Source organism: Microbacterium protaetiae (assembly GCF_004135285.1).
In the GTDB taxonomy this organism is placed as follows: Bacteria; Actinomycetota; Actinomycetes; order Actinomycetales; family Microbacteriaceae; genus Microbacterium; species Microbacterium protaetiae.
Genome location: NZ_CP035494.1, coordinates 3189825 through 3209427, shown reverse-complemented (window position 1 = coordinate 3209427; position 19603 = coordinate 3189825). Strand labels below are relative to the sequence as shown.

At 68.4% G+C, this 19603-nt stretch carries 18 protein-coding genes; 8 read left to right on the top strand and 10 right to left on the bottom strand.

The features are described from left to right. The first annotated feature begins 71 nt into the window (after window positions 1-71). Together lipB and lipA are read left to right on the top strand one after the other, a co-directional pair. Window positions 72-710 (top strand): lipoyl(octanoyl) transferase LipB, encoded by a 639-nt coding sequence (lipB, locus tag ET475_RS14870; protein WP_129391984.1) that lies wholly within the window; start codon window positions 72-74, stop codon window positions 708-710. Next, window positions 707-1702: a lipoyl synthase gene (gene lipA, locus ET475_RS14865; protein ID WP_129391981.1), complete on the top strand. Its 996-nt coding sequence runs from the start codon at window positions 707-709 to the stop codon at window positions 1700-1702. The genes lipB and lipA overlap by 4 nt, the downstream gene beginning before the upstream one ends. A 1-nt stretch (window position 1703) precedes the next feature. On the opposite strand, the gene ET475_RS14860 is transcribed toward lipA, so the two are convergent. Then, window positions 1704-2204, bottom strand: a complete 501-nt coding sequence (locus ET475_RS14860; RefSeq protein WP_129391978.1) for a DUF2004 domain-containing protein — start codon at window positions 2202-2204, stop codon at window positions 1704-1706. 45 nt (window positions 2205-2249) lie between these two features. Then, the gene (gene ftsY, locus ET475_RS14855) at window positions 2250-3119 is read right to left on the bottom strand and encodes a signal recognition particle-docking protein FtsY (RefSeq protein ID WP_129391975.1); all 870 of its coding nucleotides are present in this window, start codon (window positions 3117-3119) and stop codon (window positions 2250-2252) included. A 589-nt stretch (window positions 3120-3708) separates the two neighbouring features. On the opposite strand from ftsY, the gene ET475_RS14850 reads away from it, so the two are divergent. Further along, window positions 3709-4383 carry an alpha/beta fold hydrolase domain-containing protein gene (locus ET475_RS14850; protein WP_129391972.1) on the top strand — a complete coding sequence of 225 codons (675 nt, stop codon included), beginning with the start codon at window positions 3709-3711 and terminating at the stop codon, window positions 4381-4383. 137 nt (window positions 4384-4520) lie between these two features. On the opposite strand, the gene smc is transcribed toward ET475_RS14850, so the two are convergent. Then, window positions 4521-8048: a chromosome segregation protein SMC gene (gene smc / locus ET475_RS14845; RefSeq protein ID WP_129391969.1), complete on the bottom strand. Its 3528-nt coding sequence runs from the start codon at window positions 8046-8048 to the stop codon at window positions 4521-4523. 461 nt (window positions 8049-8509) lie between these two features. On the opposite strand from smc, the gene ET475_RS14840 reads away from it, so the two are divergent. From ET475_RS14840 to ET475_RS14825, 4 genes are all read left to right on the top strand, one after another. Continuing rightward, on the top strand, window positions 8510-8776 hold the full coding sequence (locus ET475_RS14840) for a hypothetical protein (protein ID WP_129391965.1): 267 nt from the start codon (window positions 8510-8512) through the stop codon (window positions 8774-8776). 31 nt (window positions 8777-8807) lie between these two features. Then, complete coding sequence (locus ET475_RS14835) at window positions 8808-9929, top strand: GNAT family N-acetyltransferase (RefSeq protein ID WP_129391962.1); 1122 nt, start codon at window positions 8808-8810, stop codon at window positions 9927-9929. A 4-nt stretch (window positions 9930-9933) separates the two neighbouring features. Next, window positions 9934-12090 (top strand): preprotein translocase subunit SecA, encoded by a 2157-nt coding sequence (locus tag ET475_RS14830; RefSeq protein ID WP_207205365.1) that lies wholly within the window; start codon window positions 9934-9936, stop codon window positions 12088-12090. A 70-nt stretch (window positions 12091-12160) separates the two neighbouring features. Beyond that, window positions 12161-12814 (top strand): dihydrofolate reductase family protein, encoded by a 654-nt coding sequence (locus tag ET475_RS14825; RefSeq protein WP_129391959.1) that lies wholly within the window; start codon window positions 12161-12163, stop codon window positions 12812-12814. Window positions 12815-12860: 46 nt separating this feature from the next. On the opposite strand, the gene mutM is transcribed toward ET475_RS14825, so the two are convergent. The 6 genes from mutM to ET475_RS14795 all read right to left on the bottom strand — a co-directional run bounded on the left by mutM (window position 12861) and on the right by ET475_RS14795 (window position 17968). Beyond that, complete coding sequence (gene mutM / locus ET475_RS14820) at window positions 12861-13754, bottom strand: bifunctional DNA-formamidopyrimidine glycosylase/DNA-(apurinic or apyrimidinic site) lyase (RefSeq protein WP_129391956.1); 894 nt, start codon at window positions 13752-13754, stop codon at window positions 12861-12863. Window position 13755: 1 nt separating this feature from the next. After that, window positions 13756-14448, bottom strand: a complete 693-nt coding sequence (rnc, locus tag ET475_RS14815; RefSeq protein WP_129391953.1) for a ribonuclease III — start codon at window positions 14446-14448, stop codon at window positions 13756-13758. 10 nt (window positions 14449-14458) lie between these two features. After that, window positions 14459-14668, bottom strand: a complete 210-nt coding sequence (gene rpmF / locus ET475_RS14810) for a 50S ribosomal protein L32 (protein ID WP_040165203.1) — start codon at window positions 14666-14668, stop codon at window positions 14459-14461. Between the two features lie 20 nt (window positions 14669-14688). Next, the gene (locus ET475_RS14805) at window positions 14689-15180 is read right to left on the bottom strand and encodes a YceD family protein (protein WP_129394028.1); all 492 of its coding nucleotides are present in this window, start codon (window positions 15178-15180) and stop codon (window positions 14689-14691) included. An 83-nt stretch (window positions 15181-15263) separates the two neighbouring features. Beyond that, the gene (gene coaD, locus ET475_RS14800) at window positions 15264-15761 is read right to left on the bottom strand and encodes a pantetheine-phosphate adenylyltransferase (RefSeq protein WP_129391950.1); all 498 of its coding nucleotides are present in this window, start codon (window positions 15759-15761) and stop codon (window positions 15264-15266) included. A gap of 44 nt (window positions 15762-15805) precedes the next feature. Further along, window positions 15806-17968, bottom strand: a complete 2163-nt coding sequence (locus tag ET475_RS14795) for an ATP-dependent DNA helicase RecG (protein WP_129391947.1) — start codon at window positions 17966-17968, stop codon at window positions 15806-15808. Window positions 17969-18017: 49 nt separating this feature from the next. Here ET475_RS14795 and rsmD point away from each other — a divergent pair, with 49 nt between their 5' ends. Beyond that, the gene (rsmD, locus tag ET475_RS14790; RefSeq protein WP_129391944.1) at window positions 18018-18599 is read left to right on the top strand and encodes a 16S rRNA (guanine(966)-N(2))-methyltransferase RsmD; all 582 of its coding nucleotides are present in this window, start codon (window positions 18018-18020) and stop codon (window positions 18597-18599) included. Window positions 18600-18611: 12 nt separating this feature from the next. Here the strand turns inward: rsmD and thiL are convergent, their stop codons facing one another. After that, complete coding sequence (gene thiL, locus ET475_RS14785; protein WP_129391941.1) at window positions 18612-19601, bottom strand: thiamine-phosphate kinase; 990 nt, start codon at window positions 19599-19601, stop codon at window positions 18612-18614. Between the last annotated feature and the right edge of the window lie 2 nt (window positions 19602-19603).

Below are 19603 nucleotides of genomic sequence, written 5' to 3'. Positions count from 1 at the left end.
CCAGAGTACGGGTTCCCGACGCGGCGGGCGTATTGTTGGACCGCATCCAATATCACCCACGAGGAGATTCCGTGCTGGAGATCCACAATGCCGGGCTGGGTCCCGACTACGTCCCTTACCGCGACGGATGGACGCTGCAGCGCAGCATCCACGCCGACGTCGTCGCCGGCACCCGCGCCGACACCCTGATCGTGCTGGAGCACGAGGCGGTGTACACGGCGGGCAAACGCACTGAGCCGCAGGAACGCCCCCAGGACGGCACCGAGGTCATCGACGTCGACCGCGGAGGCAAGATCACCTGGCATGGCCCCGGCCAGCTGGTGGGCTACCCGATCGTGCAGCTCGTGGAGCCCATCGATGTCGTCGCGCATGTGCGGCGCATCGAACGTCTGCTCATCGCGGCGCTGGCCGAGCACGGCGTCGAGGGTTACCAGGTGCCCGGCCGCAGCGGCGTGTGGGTGCGCCGGCCGCTCTCCGAAGACAAGATCGCCGCGATCGGAGTGCGTGTCGAAAAGGGCGTGACAATGCACGGCTTCGCTGTCAACTGCGACAATTCGCTCTCCGGGTTCCGCAACATCATCCCGTGCGGCATCACGGATGCCGGGGTCACGACGGTCAGCGAGGTGGTGGGGCGGGATGTCTCCCCCGCCGACATCCTCGAGACGGTGACACGCATCTTCCAGACCGAATTCGCGGCGGTGCCGGCATGACCGCCGCCCCGGATGGGCGCCGCCTGCTGCGCCTGGAGATCCGCAACGCCGAGACGCCGATCGAGCGCAAGCCGGAATGGATCCGCACCAAGGCCAAGATGGGCCCGCAGTACACCGAGCTGCAACACCTGGTGCGCGATGAGGGCCTGCACACCGTGTGTCAGGAGGCGGGGTGCCCCAACATCTACGAGTGCTGGGAAGACCGCGAGGCGACGTTCCTGATCGGCGGGTCGCAGTGCACCCGGCGATGCGATTTCTGCCAGATCGACACCGGCAAGCCCGCCGCGTATGACACCGATGAGCCCCGCCGGGTCGCGGAGAGCGTGCAGCGGATGGGGCTGCGCTATGCGACCGTGACCAGTGTCGCCCGCGACGACCTGCCCGACACCGGTGCGTGGCTGAACGCCGAGACGGTCCGGCAGATCCACGAGAAGAACCCCGGTACCGGGGTCGAGCTGCTGGCCAACGAGCACAACGGCGACCCCGCACTGCTGGGCCAGATCTTCGACGCCCGCCCCGAGGTGTTCGCTCACAATCTTGAGACCGTGCCGCGTATCTTCAAGCGCATCCGCCCGGCCTTCCGCTACGAACGCTCGCTCAATGTGCTCACGCAGGCCCGCGATGCGGGTCTCATCACCAAATCGAACCTGATCCTGGGAATGGGCGAGGAGGACCACGAAGTGGTTCAGGCGCTGCACGACTTGCACGATGCGGGATGCGACATCATCACCATCACGCAGTATCTGCGCCCCTCCCCGCGGCACCTGCCGGTCGCGCGCTGGGTCAAGCCCGACCAGTTCATCGCGTTCAAAGAAGAGGCCGAGCGCATCGGCTTCCTCGGTGTGCTGGCAGGGCCCCTGGTGCGCTCGTCGTATCGTGCCGGACGTCTGTGGGCGCAGTCGATGATCTCGAAGCGGCGCGAGATCCCGGCGCATCTGCAGCACATCGCCGCCGACGTGCATCCCGAGCTCGGATTCGCCCAGGCGGTCTGAGTCAGTCGGCGCTGGTCACCGACTGCACATCGCCGTCGGTGTTCAGATTCACCAGCAGCACGTCGTCGGTCGCATCCGGATCCAGCGCGTATTCGAGCACCGCGAAGGGGTCGGTGCCGCCATGCTCGTCGGCCAAGATCGTCATGCTCATCAGCCGTAGCGAGCGGATGATGTCGACGTGCGTGTCGCCGGAGATGTCCACCAGCAGGTCTTCGAGATCATCGCCCAGCTCCTCTTGCTGCTGCAGGATGTACTCGATCACCTCGCTGGTACGGTCGTCGAGCTCGGAGAGCATGGCACTGCGTGCCGAGCGATCGACCGACTCCAGTGACGTGATCATCGCGGCCGCGACATCCAGTGCCGCCGGCGCGACGTCGTCTTCATCGGGGGCCGTCAGATCCACCGACACCGCTTGGTCGCCCAGCTCGATCGTCTCAGACCAGAAGATCGAACCGTCCGGGCCGGATTCGAGAAGTCCGAAGTAGTCGTGTTCGATCGCCATGTCCTTATGAAACCAGCCTCTCGCCTCTTGCGGTAGCCCGTGGGGTCATTCCACGAGGGATGCCGCGAACACGTGCGGCGTGAAGCCGGTCAGGTCGCCGATCCCCTCGCCCTGCCCGAGGAGCTTCACGGGAATGCCGGTGCGCTCTTGTACCGCCAGCACGAAACCGCCCTTGGCAGAGCCGTCGAGCTTGGTCAGCACGAGCCCGGTGACACCGGCGTGCTCCAGGAAGGCCTCTGCCTGCATCACCCCGTTCTGCCCGGTCGTGGCATCCAGCACCAACAGCACTTCACTGATGGGGGCCTGCTTCTCGATGACCCGGCGGATCTTGGTCAGCTCATCCATCAGACCGCCCTTGGTGTGCAGCCTGCCGGCGGTGTCGACGATCACGATCTCGGTGCCGCTGCGTTTCGCGTACTCGATCGTCTGGAACGCCACGGATGCCGGGTCCTGGCCCTCCTGCTGGGGCCGCACGATGGCTGCGCCGGCTCGTTCGGCCCACGTCGCGAGCTGATCGACCGCGGCGGCACGGAAAGTGTCGGCCGCGCCGACCACAACCGATCGGTTGTAACGCTGCAGGAACTTCGCGAACTTGCCGATCGTCGTCGTCTTGCCGACGCCGTTCACGCCGACCACCAGCACCACTGCGGGCCGCTCGGTCAGCTTCAGCGTCGTGTCGAATTTCGCAAAATGCTCCTCGAGCGTCTCTTTGAGCATCCGCTGCAGATCCTGCGGATCGGTGGTGTGGAACCGCTCGACCTTCTCGCGCAGCTCGTCGACGATGCGCTCGGTGATGTCGGGGCCGAAGTCTGCCGTCAGCAACGCCGTTTCGAGGTCTTCCCACGTCGTCTCGTCGATCGTCGGCCTGACGAACATGCCGCGCAGCGCGCGCCCCAGTGACCACTTCTCCGCCATGACTCCAGCCTACGGGGGTCGCTCCCCTGTTCCTCGCGCGCTCAGGTGGCACGCCGGCGGGGCGCCGCGCCCGCGCCGTCCCGAAGCGTCGCTTCCGCACCCGCGAACCGACCAAACCGGACGGCATCCCCCGGGCGCGCCCCACACGCCGTCCCAACGTGTCGCTTCAGCGCGGCGAAGCGACAAAACCGGACGGGGCCCGAGCGCGCGCCACGACGCCGTCCCAAATTGCCGCTTCCACACGCAGGAACCGACCAAACCGGACGGCAACACCCGGGCGCGCGCCACAACGCCGTCCCGACGTGTCGCTCGAGCGCGGCGAAGCGACAAAACCGGACGGGACCCGACCGCGCGCCACAACGCCGTCCCAAATTGCCGCCTCCAGACGCAGGAACCAACCAACCCGGACGGCAACCCCCGGGCGCGCGCCACGACGCCGTCCCAAATTGCCGCTTCCACACGCAGGAACCGGCCAAACCGGACGGCAACCCCTCCGCCGCACCGCGGCGCCGTCCCGACGTGTCGCTTGAGCGCGGCGAAGCGCCAAACCCGGACGGGGCCGACCGCGGCGCTGGTAGCGTCTGCGTCCATGAGACACGTGTACGTTCACGGCAGCGGGCGCACCGGGGCGCAGGCCTGGCCGACGATCGATCCCTCGTCGGGAACTTTTGTCGCGTTCGACAAGGATGCCGCTGTCCCCGAGCGGGTGGCGGTTCTGGAGGCCGAGCATGCGGGCTCTCCCCTCACCGTCTTCGCCCATTCGCTCGGCGGTGTCCCTGCCGCTCTCGCCGCGCACCGCGGCGTCCTCGATGTGCGTGCGCTGGTGCTCGTCGAGCCGGCGCTGTACGACGTCGCCCGCGGCCATTCGGCGATCGAGCGGCACATCGCGATCGTCACCGAGGCTCGGGCGCAGGCCGCCGCGGGCGACCTTCGCGCCTTCTGGGCGCTCATGCGCCCGCTCATGTTCGGCGGTCCGCTCGAGGTCGATCGCTGGTCCGACGAGCGCGCCGCGGCCGAGCATTGGGCGCGCGTGACGGTGCCGTGGGGTCACGGCGTGCGCCCGGGGATGCTGCGCGGCATCCCGACTCTCGTCGTCACGGGCGGGTGGAATGCCGAATACGAGGCCATCGCCTCGGTGCTCGTCGACAACGGCGGGAGCCACCAGGTCGTGGCCGGCGCGCAGCATCGGCCGCAGGACCTGCCGGGATTCGGGTCTGTCGTCGCCGCGTTCCTTCGCACAGTGGCCGAAGATCTGCGCTGCTAGCGCCGTTCTTATCGATCCGCGTCCACGTCGAGCGGAACACGCGGGTCTGGTGGTCGCAGATTCACGCGCACCACGCGACAGTCACGAGGTCGCGCCCACTCCGCGCGCGTCTCCGGCGCGCGCGACGCCGTACCCGTTCACACCCGGACGGGCTCGGAGGACCGTTCGTCGCGCGTCTTGCGGTCGCCCACGCGCTGCCCGACAACGGCCGAGACCCCGTCCTGGCGCATCGAGACGCCGTACAGCGCGTCGGCGATCTCCATCGTGCGCTTCTGGTGCGTGATAACGATGAGCTGGCTCGAGGCCCGCAGCTGTTCGAACACGCCGAGAAGCCGGCCCAGGTTCGCGTCATCGAGCGCCGCCTCAACCTCATCGAGAATGTAGAAGGGGCTCGGCCGCGCCTTGAAGATCGCCGTCAGCAGCGCCACCGCGGCCAGTGACCGTTCCCCGCCCGAGAGGAGTGAGAGCCGTTCGATCTTCTTTCCGACCGGCCGTACCGCGACCTCGATGCCGGCCGAGAGCGGCTCGTCGGGGTTCGTCAGCGAGATGCTGCCGGTTCCGCCCGGGAACAGAATCGGGAACACTTCGGTGAACGCCTGCTTCGTGTCGTCGAAGGCTGCCTGGAAGATCGATTGCATGCGCTCGTCGAGCTCGTCGATGATCGTCAGCAGATCCTTGCGGGTCTGGGTGAGATCGGCGAGCTGCTCGGTGAGGAACTTGTGCCGCTGCTCGAGGGCATCGAACTCTTCGAGGGCGAGGGGGTTCACCCGCCCCAACTGGGCGAGCTTGCGTTCGGCGTCCTGCAAGCGCTTCGCTTGGGCGCGTCGATCGAACGGCGACGCCTCGCCGTCTTCGGATTCAGCAGGAACGTCCTGATCCGGACCATATTCCGAAATGAGAATATCTTCCTCGAGCCCAAGTTCTGACTGCACGCGCTCGAGAAGACTGGTCACATGCAGTCGCTTCTCGTGGATCTGCAGCTCGAGTCCATGTACGTTCTCGGTCAGTCCCGCGAGGCGCTCGCGCACCGACGTCTCATCTGCGCGCAGCTGCGTCAATTCGGCCGTCAGCGCGGTGCGCGCAGACTCGGCGGTGGCCAGCTCGACGCGTGCCTGGCTCACCGAGCGGTCGACCGAGTCGAGCAGGGGCGGCAGCCGGTCGGCGACCCCGGCCGCCACATCGCGCTGCGCACGCCGCAGAACCGCACGGCGTGCGGCCTCGGCCGCGGCGGTCTTCTCCCGTTCCCGCTGGTGTTCCAGGCTCGTCGCCCGCGCCTCTTCGGCACGGATGCGCTCCTTGAGGGTCTCGACCTCAAGGCGCGCGCGCATCTCGGTGTCACGCGCCGTCTCCAGCTCGGCGAGCATTCCTTCCCGCGACGAGGCGTCGAGAATCGGCCGGGGCGCTTCCAGCGCCGCGTCGAGCTGTTCCTGGGCCGAGCGCGCAGAGTCCTTCGCCTGGACGACGGATGCCTCTGCCTGACGCAGACTCGCTTCGAGTCGTTCACACTCGGCCACCGCGGCCTCGTGGCGAACGGTGGCGCGGTTCGCTTTCTCGGCGTGGGCGGCCAGTTCGGCGTCGTGCTGCCGCAGCGCCTGCAGTGCGGCCTTCGCCTGGCGGCGCGCGTCGTCCAGTGCCGCCTGCTGCTCGGACAGCGCCTCGCGCAGAGAGTCCACGACGACGGCCACCTCGGCGAGCCGCTCCGCGGCGGCATCCCTTTCGGCGGCAAGCTCCAGGCGAGAGCGCCCCTGACCCGACCCGGCACGCAGCCGGAACGGCGTGACGAGCTCACCCGCCCGCGTCACGACCGTGATGGTCTGCGGCGCGGCCGACACCGCGGCGCGGGCCGCGTCGATGTCTTCGGCGAGGTACACGCCGGCAAGAAGCCCGCGCACACCGCCCGGTGCTGTCACGGCATCGACAGCCGCCGTCAGCCCGGCGGGGGCATCCTCATGCGAACCTGAAGTCGCGACCTCAGCGATGGCGATGTCGACCACGCCGAGATCCGAGTCACGGATGCTGCGTGCCACCGCCACGGCACTGTCGGCGTCGTCCACCAGCACGCCTTCGGCGAGCGGTCCGAGCACGGCCGCGAGAGCTGCCTCCCATCCGGGTGTGACCTGCACGGCGTCGGAGACCAGCCCCCGGACGCCCGCGTCACCCCGCGCGATGATCTCCGACGCGCCGCCGCGCACATCGAGGGCCCGGGACAGCGCCTTCGTCTGCGCCGTCAGCGACTCCTTCTCGCGTTCAGCGGCGTGCAGGCGCTCACGCAGCCCGCCCACTTCGGTCTCTGCCTCGGTGGCCTCCCGCTGGGTGCGCTCATACGCGCTCGCGTGCTCGGCCGACGCGGCATCGGTGACTTCTTCGGGGTCGATCTCATCGAGCGCCTGCTGCGCCTGCGCGCGTCGCGACCGGGCAGCATCCAAGGCCGTCTGCTGCCGCGCCACGGCCTGCTCGACGGCCGCGAGGGCGGATGCCGCGGCCTCTGCCGTTCCCCGCAGCGCCGTGATCTTCATATCGTGCTCCGAGACCAGCGCGCTCTGCGCGGCGATGTCGGCGTCGAGGGCATCGAGCTCGCCGCGCGCTCGCACCACCTCGCGGGCAGCCGCAGCGGCGGCATCCTGCGCCGAACCAAGACCTGCCACGATCTCGTCGATGCCCGCGCGCACCTCGTCGATGGATGCCTGGCTCACCGTCTGCGTGGGTGCCAGCGCCTCGTCGTCGTCGGCCAGCAACGAGAGCCGCTGGCCGGCCAGCGAGTACAGACCGCGCAGCCGCTCCTGCACCTGCTCGAGCGCGAACACGACGGCGCGCGCGCGATCCACGGCCTCAGAGCGTTGGTCGGCCTCGAGCTGCTCGACACGAGCCCGCAGCATCTCGGCACGATCCTGCAGAACCATCCGCTCCGCGTGCCGCTCCTGCTCGCTGGCCGCGGCCGCGGCCAGCTCCGTGCGCAACCCGACGAGCTCGTCGGCGAACAGTCGGGCCTTGGCATCGCGCACCACGGCGGCGATGGTCGCCGCCTCACGGGCGATCTCTGCCTGGCGCCCGAGCGGTTTGAGTTGGCGGCGCAGCTCGCCGGCCAGGTCGTTCAGGCGCGTGAGATTCGCCTCCATCGCCTGCAGCTTGCGCACGGTCTTCTCTTTGCGCCGCCGGTGCTTGAGGATGCCGGCGGCCTCTTCGATGAAACCACGCCGCTCTTCGGGGCTCGCCTGCAGAACGGTGTCGAGGCGTCCTTGGCCGACGATCACATGCATCTCGCGGCCGAGCCCCGAGTCGCTGAGCAGCTCTTGCACATCGAGCAGACGGCAGCTCTGCCCGTTGATCGCGTATTCGCTCGCGCCGTTGCGGAACAACGTGCGGCTGATTGTGACCTCGGCGTAGTCGATCGGAAGCGCGCCGTCACCGTTGTCGATGGTCAACTGCACCTCGGCGCGACCCAGCGGCCCGCGAGTCGAGGTGCCTGCAAAGATGACATCTTCCATCTTGCCGCCGCGCAGGGTCTTCGCGCCCTGCTCTCCCATCACCCACGCCAGCGCGTCGACGATGTTCGACTTGCCCGATCCGTTCGGCCCGACAATGGCGGTCACACCGGGTTCAAGAAGGAACGTGGTGGGCTGGGCGAACGACTTGAACCCCTTGAGCGTCACGCTCTTCAGGTGCATGTCCCGGCCCCTCTGCCCCGTTCGATCACCGCAACACGCTATCGGATGCCGCGCCTCACCTTGGTGCGACGAGCCGCCGTCGCCCGCATTCACGCCTGCGACACGCCCGTCGGCGCGCGAATCCGACAAAGTGCTTGACGCCGTCCCGAGGGCCGCGCTAGTGTCGCTATTCGCGTTCGATTCTGAAAGGAGACCGCCGATGATCATCACCATGCCATATGCAACCGGTGCTGCGTCCGCTTGCGTACGCCCGGCCGGAGTCTCCTTCGTCGCGCCTGTTGGCACTGCCTGCTAGCACCGTCAGGAGAGTTCCGCCTCCGCCGCCTGTCGCCGCCCTTCCCGGGTGGCCACCGCCCTCTCCGGGCGACTCGCGCCGACCAGCTGTCGGCACTCCCCGCCGCTTCCAGCGGCCACTCCGGCACAGCGTGCCGGAATCGACTGACGACTCTGAAAGAGCCCTCATGAACACCGTGCTGTCTCAGACGCGTCGCGACGACCGCGACCGTCTCGACGATCTGACCCAACTCACCCGCGACACCCGCGTCTCGTTGTTCGACCGTGCATCGCTGCGCGTCGGCCTGTGGCTGCTGCTGCGTGCCGAACGTCGCGCTCGGGCCCTGCCCCAGCGTGACGATCGTGCCCGCCGCGAGCTTGCCGTCCAGACGCGGGCCCGCGCTGAGCGGGAAGCCGCTCTGGTGCGCGCCGCAATCACCCAGCAGTACCGCTGACGCGCGTTCCGCCGAAGGAAGAAGGACCATAATGCCAGACACGACCGACATCACTGCACCGTACGCGTCAGAGCTCCCCGACGGAGTCGAGCTGCGTCGGCTGGTCATCCCGCAATCGCTGGATGCCGCCGACGCGGCCGACTTCGTCGCCATGGTCCGGGCGCGCAATGAGATCTACCGCGAGATCAACGGCAACGACGACGAGAGCAATACCCCCGCAGAGATCCTGCCGCGCTATCAGGACGAGATCTACGAGCGCAATCTCCTGTGGATCGTCCTGCGCGAGGGTGAGGTCGTCGGGCGCGCGATCCTGACCCTCCCCCGCGAAGACGGGTCACGCGTGGCGTTCCTGAACGTCGAGCTTGTGCGCAGCGCGTGGGGCCGCGGCATCGGGACCGCCGCCGCAGAGCTTCTCGAGAAGACGGCGCGCGACGAGGGCCGCACCGTGCTGCAGGCCTGGGCGGTGCACGACGAAGACGCCACCGCTGAGCGGTTGGGCGCTCCGACCGGCTTCGGAACTATCGCGCTCGACCACACCGCCCGATTCTTGCGGGCACACGGGTACTCCCTCGAACAGATCGAGCGCAAGAGCGCCCTTCCTCTCACCGATGCGAGCTACGCGCGGGTCGATGAGCTCATCGCTGAGGCGCGCCGGGCATCCGAGGGTTACCGCATCGTGCAATGGACCGTGCCGACGCCGGCTGACGTCATTGACGCGTATGCCTGGATGAAGTCCCGCATGGTGACCGACGCCCCTGCGGCGGGCATCGAGTTCGACGAGGAGGTGTGGGATGCCGCGCGGGTGGCCGACCACGAGCGCCCCTACCTGGAGTCGGAGCGCACCCTGCATGTCACCGCCGCGCGGCACATCGCGTCTGGCGAGCTGGTGGCCTTCAATGAGCTCGTGATCGGCGCGGACCGCACAGAGCCCACCCATCAGGAAGACACCCTGGTGCTCGCCGAGCACCGCGGCCACCGGCTCGGGATGCTGGTCAAGTGCGCCGCACTGCACGACTGGCGCACGTTCGCCCCGCAGTCACCCCGCGTGATCACCTACAACGCCGAGGAGAACCGCCCCATGCTCGACATCAACGAAGCCATCGGCTTCGTTCCGGTTGCCTACAACGGTGCGTGGAAGAAGACCGTACGCTGAACTCGTGGCGCATCGACGAGCAGATTCCACCGAACTGGACCTTCGTCGCCACCTGCCGCGGTGGGCGGCTCGCATGCTGGGAATCCCCGGCTCGAATTCGTTGGGTCAGGTTCGCCTCGATGAACCTCTGCTGGCCCAGGTCGTCGACGCTGTGCAACGAGGCCTGGGCTACGCGCCCTTCGACGAGCAGCTCCGTGCAGCATCCGCTCTGCACAGCGGGTACGCCGTGGAGATGGATACCGGTGAGGGCAAGACCCTCGCGGGTGCGATGGCTGCCGCAATGCTCGCTCTCGAAGGCCGACACGTGCACGTTCTCTCGGCCAACGACTACCTGGCGCGGCGCGACGCCGAGTGGATGTCCGCGATGTTCGATCGGCTCGGCCAACGGGTCTCCTGGATCCAACAGTCGACCAGCCCCGAAGAGCGGCGCAGCGCCTATCGTGCCGATGTCGTGTACGTCTCGTTCTCGGAACTCGGCTATGACTTCCTTCGTGATCAACACGTTGAGGAGATGACCGACCGTGTCGGTCCGCGGTTCGACGTCGGCATCGTCGATGAGGCGGATGCCGTGATGATCGACGAGGGCATGACACCGCTGGTATTAGCCGGTTCCGACGAAGCCGCAGTCGAGTCGCTGGTCGACGCGACCGCACTCATCGCCCCGCTGCAACAGGATGTCCACTTCGAGGTCGACGCCGACCGTGCCACAGTGTCACTCACCGACGCGGGTATCGACCTCATCGAGAACCGCGCCGGTGGAGTGAATCTCTTTGACGCCGAGCACATCGGGCTGCTGACCCGGGTCAATCTCGCCCTGCACGCTCGGGAGCTCGTGCAGCGCGATGTCGACTACCTCGTCGCCGATGACGGAATCCGCTTGATCAACCCTGCACGTGGGCGCGTCGCGCAGTTGCAACGCTGGCCCGACGGATTGCAGGCCGCTGTCGAAGCGAAGGAAGCTCTTGCGGTGACGCCGCCCGGGATCATCCTCGATCAGATCACCGTTCAGGATCTTCTGCGGCGTTATCAGCTTCTCGCAGGGATGAGCGGGACGATCCTTGCGGTCGCCGACGAACTGCAGGAGTTCTACAACCTCCCCTCCGGACGCATCGGCCGGCACCGGCCGAATCGCCGCCTCGATCTGCCCCGCCGCGTGTACGCGACCGGGCCGGACAAGCACGCAGCGATCACGGACGAGATCGCGCGTCGACATGCTGCGGGTCAGCCCGTGCTCATCGGAACTCAGAGCGTTTCGGAGTCCGAGGCGCTCGCCGCACAGTTGCCCGCCGCGCTGGGCGTACGCGTGCTCAATGCACGCAATGACGCCGAAGAGGCCATGATCATCGCGCGGGCGGGCGAGTACGGGGCTGTGACCATCTCGACCCAAATGTCCGGACGCGGCACCGATATCCGACTCGGCGGGGCGGATGAACACGATCGCGAACGCGTCGTCGCGTGTGGTGGCCTGGCGGTCATCGGCACCACGCCGTATCCGTCGACCCGCCTGGATCTGCAGCTGCGCGGCCGCGCCGGCAGGCAGGGCGACCCCGGGACGACTCTGTCGTTCGCAGCGTTCGACGATGAACTCGTGCAGACGAACGCGACCGAAGGGATGCGCCGCCGCATGGCACGCGGGCGCGTCGAAGAGAAAGCCCGGGAGCGTCTTGTACGGCAGGCTCAGACCATCGCGGAGTCTGTCCGGCTGGATCGGCACCGCAGCACCTGGCAATACACCCGCGCATTGAGCAGACAGCGCGCGAAGGTGCTGCGCGTGCGCGACGAGGCTCTGGCCGAGCCGAACCGCACGCGACGACTCGTGACTCTCTTCTGTCTCGATGAACAGTGGCAGGGACATCTCGCGCGGCTCGCCGAGATTCGCGACGGCATCCACCTTCGCAGACTCGCAGGCCAGAACCCGGTCGACGAATTCCACCGCATAGCGCTGCGCGAGTTCGCTTCGTTCTTCACGTCGGTGGATACCGCCGTGCGCGAGCGCCTGCAGCGTGTGGGCGATGGTTCAGATCCGCTCGCCGAACTCGGACTGCGACGGCCCTCGGCCACCTGGACGTACATGCTTCGAGACGATCCGCTCGGGGATGCCGCAGGCCGAGCTGCCGCCGAGATCCATCGTCGCATCCGCGGCGTATGGGATCGGGCCTGAGCGAAACCCCGCGCGGTGCCCGCCCGACGCCACCCAGATCTCCCTCACGCACCACCACTCAGGAGGAACCATGTCACTTGTCCGAGTCCACAACTTCTCTGTCTCGCTCGACGGCTTCGGCGTCGGCGACGGCCAGCGACTGGAGGCGCCGTTCGGCCATGCCGGGCAACGGCTCGTCGGCTGGGCTGTGCCGACCCGCACCTTCACCGCGATGGGCCTGCACGGCGCTCATGAGGGATCCACCGGCATCGATGACGTCTTCGCGAGCCGATGGAACACCGGTATCGGGGTCGAGATCATGGGGCGTAACAAGTTCGCACCCCAGCCTGGACCGTGGCCCGATGAGCAGTGGCAGGGTTGGTGGGGCCAGAACCCGCCGTTCCACACTCCCGTGGTCGTGCTCACGCACCACCCTCGGCCACCGCTGGAGCTGGAGGGCGGCACGACGTTCCACTTCCTTGACGCTGCACCCGCCGATGCGCTCGCGCGCGCTCGGGAACTGGCCGGCGATCTCGATGTCCGCATCGGTGGCGGCACCACGACCATCCGCGAGTTCCTGCAGGCGGATCTCATCGATCTGATGCACATCGCGGTGGTTCCGATCCTGCTTGGACGGGGCGAACGGCTCTGGGACGGAGTGGAGGGACTCGAGCAACGATTCGGCATCGAAGCCGTGACGTCACCGAGCGGTGTCATCCACCTGACCTTCTCGCGCCGCCGATAGCAGGCTGACCGCACGGGTCGATCGGGCGCACACACGCGCGCCGTGGTCAGCGCCTGCGCTGGCAGACGCGACAGAAGTGCGATGAGCGGTTCATGAATGCAGTGCGCTGCACGGGCGCTCCGCACCGCGGGCACGGCTGTCCTTCACGCCCATAGACATTGAGCGAATGTGCGAAGTACCCCGCCTGCCCGTTGACGTTGACGTATTGCGCGTCGAAGCTCGTTCCGCCTTCGGCGAGGGCCCGCTCGAGCACGAGGCGAACCTGTGCGAGCAAACGGTTCACGGCGCGGGTCGGCAACGAGCTCGCTGACGTTTCAGGGTGGATGCGGGCGGCCCACAGTGCTTCGTCGGCATAGATGTTGCCGATGCCACTGGCGACGGTCTGATCCAGCAGCACACGCTTGATCGCCGAGTCCTTCCGTGCCAGCAGAGCACGGAACGCACGGTCGTCGAAGGCCGGATCGAGAACGTCGCGGGCGATGTGCGCGACCTGCGTCGGAACGACGGGGGCGTTGTCGCCACACCCTCCGGCAGCACCGTCGGGGGTGGGCACCAGCGTGTCGAGGGCGAGGGAGCCGAACGTCCGCTGATCGGCGAAGACCATCGCCAGCTCACCATGCACCCGATGTGCAAGGTCGATCCGGATGCGCTCGAATCGCTCCCGCGGCGCACCCGATTCGCGCAGCAGAATCTGACCGCTCATGCCGAGATGCCCGACCACCGCCTGCGATGACCCGACCAGCGGCATCCACAAGAACTTGCCACGACGCACGGCGCCCCGCAGGTCGGCGCCAGTGAGGCGTTCTTCGAAATCGGGCCCTCCCCCGGCGTGCCGGGTGAGCGATCGCTCATCGTGCACCGTGACAGCTACAACGTGCGCACCGGAGACCGCCGGTGCCAGCCCGCGGCGTACGACCTCCACCTCGGGAAGTTCGGGCACCTCAGCGCCGCTCAGAGAGGGTGTGCCACAGCTGCAGTGCCGCGGCCATCTCAGAGTGCTTCTTGCTGGTACCGGTACCGGTGGCCGAGCTCTCTCCGACCGTGACGGTGGCGGTGAAAAGCCGGTCATGGTCGGGCCCGGTGGCGTGCACGGTGTACACGGGCGGGGTCATCCCGAGCCGAGCGGCAAGCTCCTGCAGACTCGTCTTCGGGTCGACAGCGGCGCCGTAGCGGTCGGGATCGGCCAGCAACGGCTCGACGAGCCGGCGCACCAGGTCAGCCGCGGCATCCTGCCCCGCCGACAAGTACGTCGCCCCGATGACAGCCTCCATCGTGTCGGCCAGGATGGAGTCTTTGTCGCGGCCACCGGTCTGGTCTTCACCCCGCCCGAGGCGCAGATGATCGCCCAGGCCGATGCCCCGCGCCACTTCGGCGAGGGCCACGGTGGACACGACGCTGGCACGCCGCTTGGCGAGCGCGCCCTCGTCGAGTTCGGGATGCCGCGTGAACAGCAGCACCGTCACGGCTTGACCGAGCACCGAGTCGCCGAGGAACTCGAGGCGCTCGTTGTGCGGCAGATGCCCGTTCTCGTACGCGTAGGAGCGGTGAGTGAGCGCGAGCGACAGAAGCTCGGGGTCGATCTCGACCCCGAGCTTGTCGGTCAGCTGGGACGTGGTGCCCGCCGCTTGCGTCATCGGACGCGAATCAGATGTCAGCGACCTTGCGGCCCTTGTACTCGAGGAACAGCTCAGTGCCCTGCGAGTCGGTCACGACCTTGGCCTGGTGCGGACGGCTGTAGACGACCTTGCCGTTCTCAACGGTCTTGACGAGCGCGGGAGCCTCGGCCTTCCACTGCGCCCGACGCGAACGGGTGTTGGAGCGGGAGACCTTCCGCTTCGGGGGGTTACCTGCCATGAGTGTTCTTCCTTTGCTTCCTACGTCTGTGATCCGGGCGCGTCTTCGGCGCCCTCTGCCGGTTCGGACGTGAACTGTGCCAGAGCGTCCCACCGTGGGTCGGTGCTCTGTTGAGGTTCTCCGTTCGGCACGTCGGCCAGACGCTCGCCCGTAACGGGGTCGAGCCCCGGGCAGTCCGGCCGGCACACCGGCTGAAATGGAAGCGAGAGGACAAGGGCGTCCCTGACCAGATTTTCAAGATCCACGTGGTCGTCTTGAACTTCGAAGTCGTTCGCTTCGTCTCCAGGATACGCGAAAAGCTCCTGGAACTCGACTTCGACGGGCGCTTCGATCGCCGTGAGGCACCGACCGCACTCGCCGGTGTAGCGCGCCTCGGCGATCCCCGATGCCAGGATGCCCTCGTGCACCGACTCCAGACGCACCTCGAGGTGCACGTTCTCGCCGGCGGCGAATGACACCAGACCCTCGCCCCAGCTCTCGGAAATGGGGATGTCGCGCTCCGTTTCGCGCATCTCGCCGGGGCGGCGCACGATGTCGCGGACGAGGACGCTGAAGGCGCCCGGACGACGGTTTCTCACCTGACGATCCTACCGGCTCAGATGCCGCGTGCGCCGGTGTCGAGGAACCGCGCGACGGGCCCCGGGACATACGGGGACACATCGCCGCCGAGACTGGCGACCTGGCGCACCAGCGAGCTGGACACGAGCGCGTGCGCGGGGTCGGGGAGAAGAAAGACCGTCTCGATGTCGGCAAGGTGACGGTTCACTATCGCCATCGGCGTCTCGTAGGCGACATCGACCTGCGACCGGATGCCCTTGACGAGCACGCCCGCGTTCACATCGGTCGCGTAGTCGACCAGCAGTCCCATGCTCCACGACGCGACGACGATCTCGCCACCGATCCCCGCTTCGGCGATGGACTGCTCCAGCAGCGAAAGGCGCTGGGCTATCGGAAGCATCGCTTGCTTGTCGGGATTGTGCACGACCAGCACGTGGATGGTGTCATAGAGCCCGGCCGCTCGCTTGATGACATCCAAATGACCGAGGGTGGGAGGGTCGAACGACCCCGGGACGACGGCGATCCGGTTGCTCACCCCCTCAGCCTATCGGCGATTCCCTGGCCTTTCTGTGTGACCGATCAGTTCTTCGCCAGCGCTGCCCGCTCTGCGCTGTCCAGTCGCCGCTCGATCGCCGCAGCGAGGCCCGGATGACGGATCAGCGCGGGATCGTCATCGAGGATCGCCTCGCCCTCTTGCCGGGCGAGCGCAATCACGTCGGCGTCTTTGACCACCCGCAGCAGCCGCAGCGAGCTGCGCACCCCGGACTGCGCATCGCCGAGCACATCGCCTTCGCCGCGCAGGCGCAGGTCTTCTTCGGCGAGCTCGAACCCATCGGCGGTGGCCGCAACGGCGTCGACCCGTTCCCGGGCCGGCGAGGCGGGTTCGGCCTCGGTGACCAACAGGCACACGCCGGCTGCACTCCCCCGTCCGACCCGGCCACGCAGCTGGTGCAGCTGCGAGACGCCGAACCGGTCGGCTTCCAGAATGACCATCGCCGTCGCGTTGGGAACGTCTACGCCCACCTCGATGACCGTCGTAGCCACGAGCACGTCGAGCTCACCGTCGGCGAACGCCCGCATGATCGCGTCTTTCTCGTCTCCCGGCATCCGGCCGTGCAGCGTCGCCACCCGGATCGACGTGAACGAGGGATGCTCCTGCAGAAGGTGCGCCGCCTGCACGACCCCCCAGCGCATCCGTGACGAGGACTCGTCGTCGATGAGGGCGGTCGGATCGTCGATGCCTTTGGCTGCGCTCGCTTCGGCATCGATCGCCGGGCACACCACGAACGCCTGATGACCGGCCGCAACTTCTTCGGCCACGCGCTCCCAGACCCGGGCGAACCAGCCCGGCCTTTCGGCAACGGGCGCCACGAACGTCTGCACCCCGGCGCGCCCGGCCGGCATCGTGCGGATGGTGGACACGTCAAGGTCGCCGAACACCGTCATGGCGACGGTGCGCGGAATCGGCGTGGCCGTCAGCACCAGCGCGTGCGGGCTCGACCCCTTCGCCCGCAGCGCTTCGCGCTGATCGACGCCGAAGCGGTGCTGCTCGTCGACGACCACCAGCCCCAGGTCGGCGAAGGTCGTGCTGTCGCTGAGCAGCGCATGCGTGCCCACGACGATCAGCGCCTGCCCCGATGCCACCCGGAGCGCAGCGCGACGCCGCTCGGCCGCAGTCAGCTGCCCGGTCAGCAGCGTCGGCATCAGCTGCGGAGCCAGCCGAGGCCCCAGCATCCGCGTGATCGATCGCAGGTGCTGACCGGCGAGCACCTCAGTGGGCGCGATGAGCGCCGACTGGCCGCCCGACTGTGCCACTTGCAACATGGCCCGCAGCGCCACGAGGGTCTTGCCCGAGCCCACTTCGCCCTGCACCAGGCGGTTCATCGGCCAGTCACCGACCAGGTCGGCCGCGATGCGGTCGCCGACGGAGATCTGGTCGGGAGTACGAGCGAACGGCAGCGCGGCGTCGAACTGCTCGAGCAGCTCACCGGCCGGGCGGGACGTCGCCGACAGCGCCCGCACGAACTGGCGCTGCTGCAGCAGCGCTGTCTGTAGCACCAGGGCTTCATGCATGCGCAGCGTGCGCACCGCTGCGGGTACCTGGTCTTCGAAGTCGGGGCGATGGATGCGCGTGAGCGCCTCTCGCGCCCCCAGCAGCCCGTGGCGCTGCCGCAGGTCGTCGGGAAGCGGGTCGTCGATGTCGCCGAGTCCGGCCAGCGCGTACGCCACCGACTTCTGGATCGTCCAGCTGGACAGCGTCGAGGTGGCCCGGTAGATCGGGATGGGCTCGTTGGCGTGGGCCTCGGCACTCATCCGCGCGACCTCAACGTCGTCGAAAAGCTCATAGTCGGGGTGGGCGAGCTGCTTTCCGTGCTTGTATTCGCCCACCTTGCCCGAGAAGATGCCCTGAGCGCCGCGCCGCAGCTTTTCGGCGCGCCACTTCTGGTTGAAGAACGTCAGGCTCATCTCGCCGCGCCCGTCGGTGATGACCACCTCGAGGATGTTGCCGCGTCGCTGGCGCATCGGCCGCTCGATCGCCCGCACCACCTCGGCGACGATGGTCACCTGCTCGCCGACGACGAGCGAGTCGATGGGTGTGAGCTCACCGCGGCGTGCGTAGCGACGGGGGTAGTGCGAGAGCAGGTCGCCCACCGTGCGCATGCCGAAGGCACGCTCGAACACGCCGGCCGTGCGCCCGCCCAGCGCCGCGTCGAGCCGCGACCTCAGCGTGAACTCCGACATGCATCCGAGTCTAGGCATCGGCGCCGACACCGGTTTGTAGGCTGAGGGGGTGACACGCATCATCGCGGGCTCTGCCCGTGGCATCCGACTCGACGTGCCTGCCGCCGGGACCCGCCCCACCAGCGATCGGGTGCGCGAGTCGCTGTTCGGCGCGCTTGAGGCCGCCGGCGTCATCGACGGGGCCCGGGTGCTCGATCTCTACGCCGGCTCGGGGGCTCTGGGCCTCGAGGCGCTGAGCCGCGGCGCCGCATCGACACATCTGGTCGAAAAGGCCGCAGCGGCCGCGCAGACGGCGCGAGCGAACGCCGCACGGGTCGTGCAGGCAGCCGGCCTGCCGGCATCGGCCGCCGCGGTGCACCGGTCCGATGTGGCGACATTCCTCGCCCGCACGACCCGCAGCTTCGATGTGGTCTTCGCCGACCCTCCGTATGAGGTGACGGATGCCGCAACCGGCCACGTGCTGGCCGCACTCGTGCCGCACCTGGCCCGGGACGCGATAGTGATCCTCGAGCGCGCAGCGCGTTCCCCCGAGCCCCCGCTGCCCGAGGGTCTGGTCACCGATCGCCACAAACGGTATGGCGACACCGCCCTCTGGTGGCTGGTGCCCGCGCCTGTCTTGCCCGGGCGCTGACCAGGGTATCGATCAGCCCTGCGCGGCGTCCCAGCCGCGGTAGGGATCCCACCCCGCGCCGTCGTCGTACGGTCGGCCGTCGACGAGCACGCCTGCCCCGGCGGCAGCGCGCACCGCACCGATGCGGCGAAATCCGACGGGCAGCGCGGTGGCGGGCCTGAACGTGGCCAGCAGGGCGTGATCCTCGCCGCCGGCGAGAGCCGCGACGGGGTCGGCTCCCAGCGCGCTCGCGTCGAAATCGACCGCAACACCCGAGGCGGCCGCCAGGCGCGAGGCATCCAGGGCCAGGCCGTCAGAGACATCCATCATCGCGGTGGCCCCGGCACGCGCGGCAGCCGGGCCGAGCACGATCGGCGGCGCGGGCCGCAGCTGCGCGGCTACGGCGTGAGCCTCAACCTCTGACAGCGCCGTGGCCTCGACCGGGATCGGAGTGCCCGCGGCATCCCGGAACCTGCCGAAAAGCAGCGTGAGACCGGCCGCAGCTCGCCCCACATCGCCCGCCAGAGCCACGATGTCACCCGGCCGGGCTCCGCTGCGCCGCACCGGTTCGACGCCGTCCAGCACCCCGAGCGCCGTCACCGCGATCGTGAGCGTCGGTGACACCGCAAGATCCCCACCCTGGACCGCACACCCCGGCGCCAGCGCCGCACACGCGTCACGCAAACCGTCGGCCATCGCGGTCACCAGCGACAGCGGAGTCTCGTCGGGCAGGGTCAGCGCCACCAGCAGCGCGGTGGGCCGCGCGCCCATCGCGGCGATGTCGGCAAGATTCACCGCCGCCGACTTCCACCCCAGGTCGTAGCCGCTGCTCCAGGCGAGGCGGAAGTCGGGACCGTGCACCAGCGTGTCGACGGTGGCGACGATGCGGCCGGATGCGGCATCCAGCACCGCCGCATCGTCGCCGGGCCCCACGATCGCCGTTGAGGAGCCGATCCGGTCCAAGATCGCGGCGAGAACCCGCGCCTCACCCAGTTCGCCGACGGTCTGCACCTGGTTCGCCATCC

Coding starts and splice junctions, on each gene's coding strand:
- lipA (WP_129391981.1), top strand. CDS start 707: ATGACCGCCGCCCCGGATGGGCGCCGCCTGCTGCGCCTGGAGATCCGC.
- ET475_RS14795 (WP_129391947.1), bottom strand. CDS start 17,968: ATGTCGGAGTTCACGCTGAGGTCGCGGCTCGACGCGGCGCTGGGCGGG.
- ET475_RS14825 (WP_129391959.1), top strand. CDS start 12,161: ATGTCACTTGTCCGAGTCCACAACTTCTCTGTCTCGCTCGACGGCTTC.
- ET475_RS14850 (WP_129391972.1), top strand. CDS start 3,709: ATGAGACACGTGTACGTTCACGGCAGCGGGCGCACCGGGGCGCAGGCC.
- ftsY (WP_129391975.1), bottom strand. CDS start 3,119: ATGGCGGAGAAGTGGTCACTGGGGCGCGCGCTGCGCGGCATGTTCGTC.
- ET475_RS14860 (WP_129391978.1), bottom strand. CDS start 2,204: ATGGCGATCGAACACGACTACTTCGGACTTCTCGAATCCGGCCCGGAC.
- thiL (WP_129391941.1), bottom strand. CDS start 19,601: ATGGCGAACCAGGTGCAGACCGTCGGCGAACTGGGTGAGGCGCGGGTT.
- ET475_RS14840 (WP_129391965.1), top strand. CDS start 8,510: ATGAACACCGTGCTGTCTCAGACGCGTCGCGACGACCGCGACCGTCTC.
- smc (WP_129391969.1), bottom strand. CDS start 8,048: ATGCACCTGAAGAGCGTGACGCTCAAGGGGTTCAAGTCGTTCGCCCAG.
- rpmF (WP_040165203.1), bottom strand. CDS start 14,668: ATGGCAGGTAACCCCCCGAAGCGGAAGGTCTCCCGCTCCAACACCCGT.
- ET475_RS14835 (WP_129391962.1), top strand. CDS start 8,808: ATGCCAGACACGACCGACATCACTGCACCGTACGCGTCAGAGCTCCCC.
- rnc (WP_129391953.1), bottom strand. CDS start 14,448: ATGACGCAAGCGGCGGGCACCACGTCCCAGCTGACCGACAAGCTCGGG.
- ET475_RS14805 (WP_129394028.1), bottom strand. CDS start 15,180: ATGCGCGAAACGGAGCGCGACATCCCCATTTCCGAGAGCTGGGGCGAG.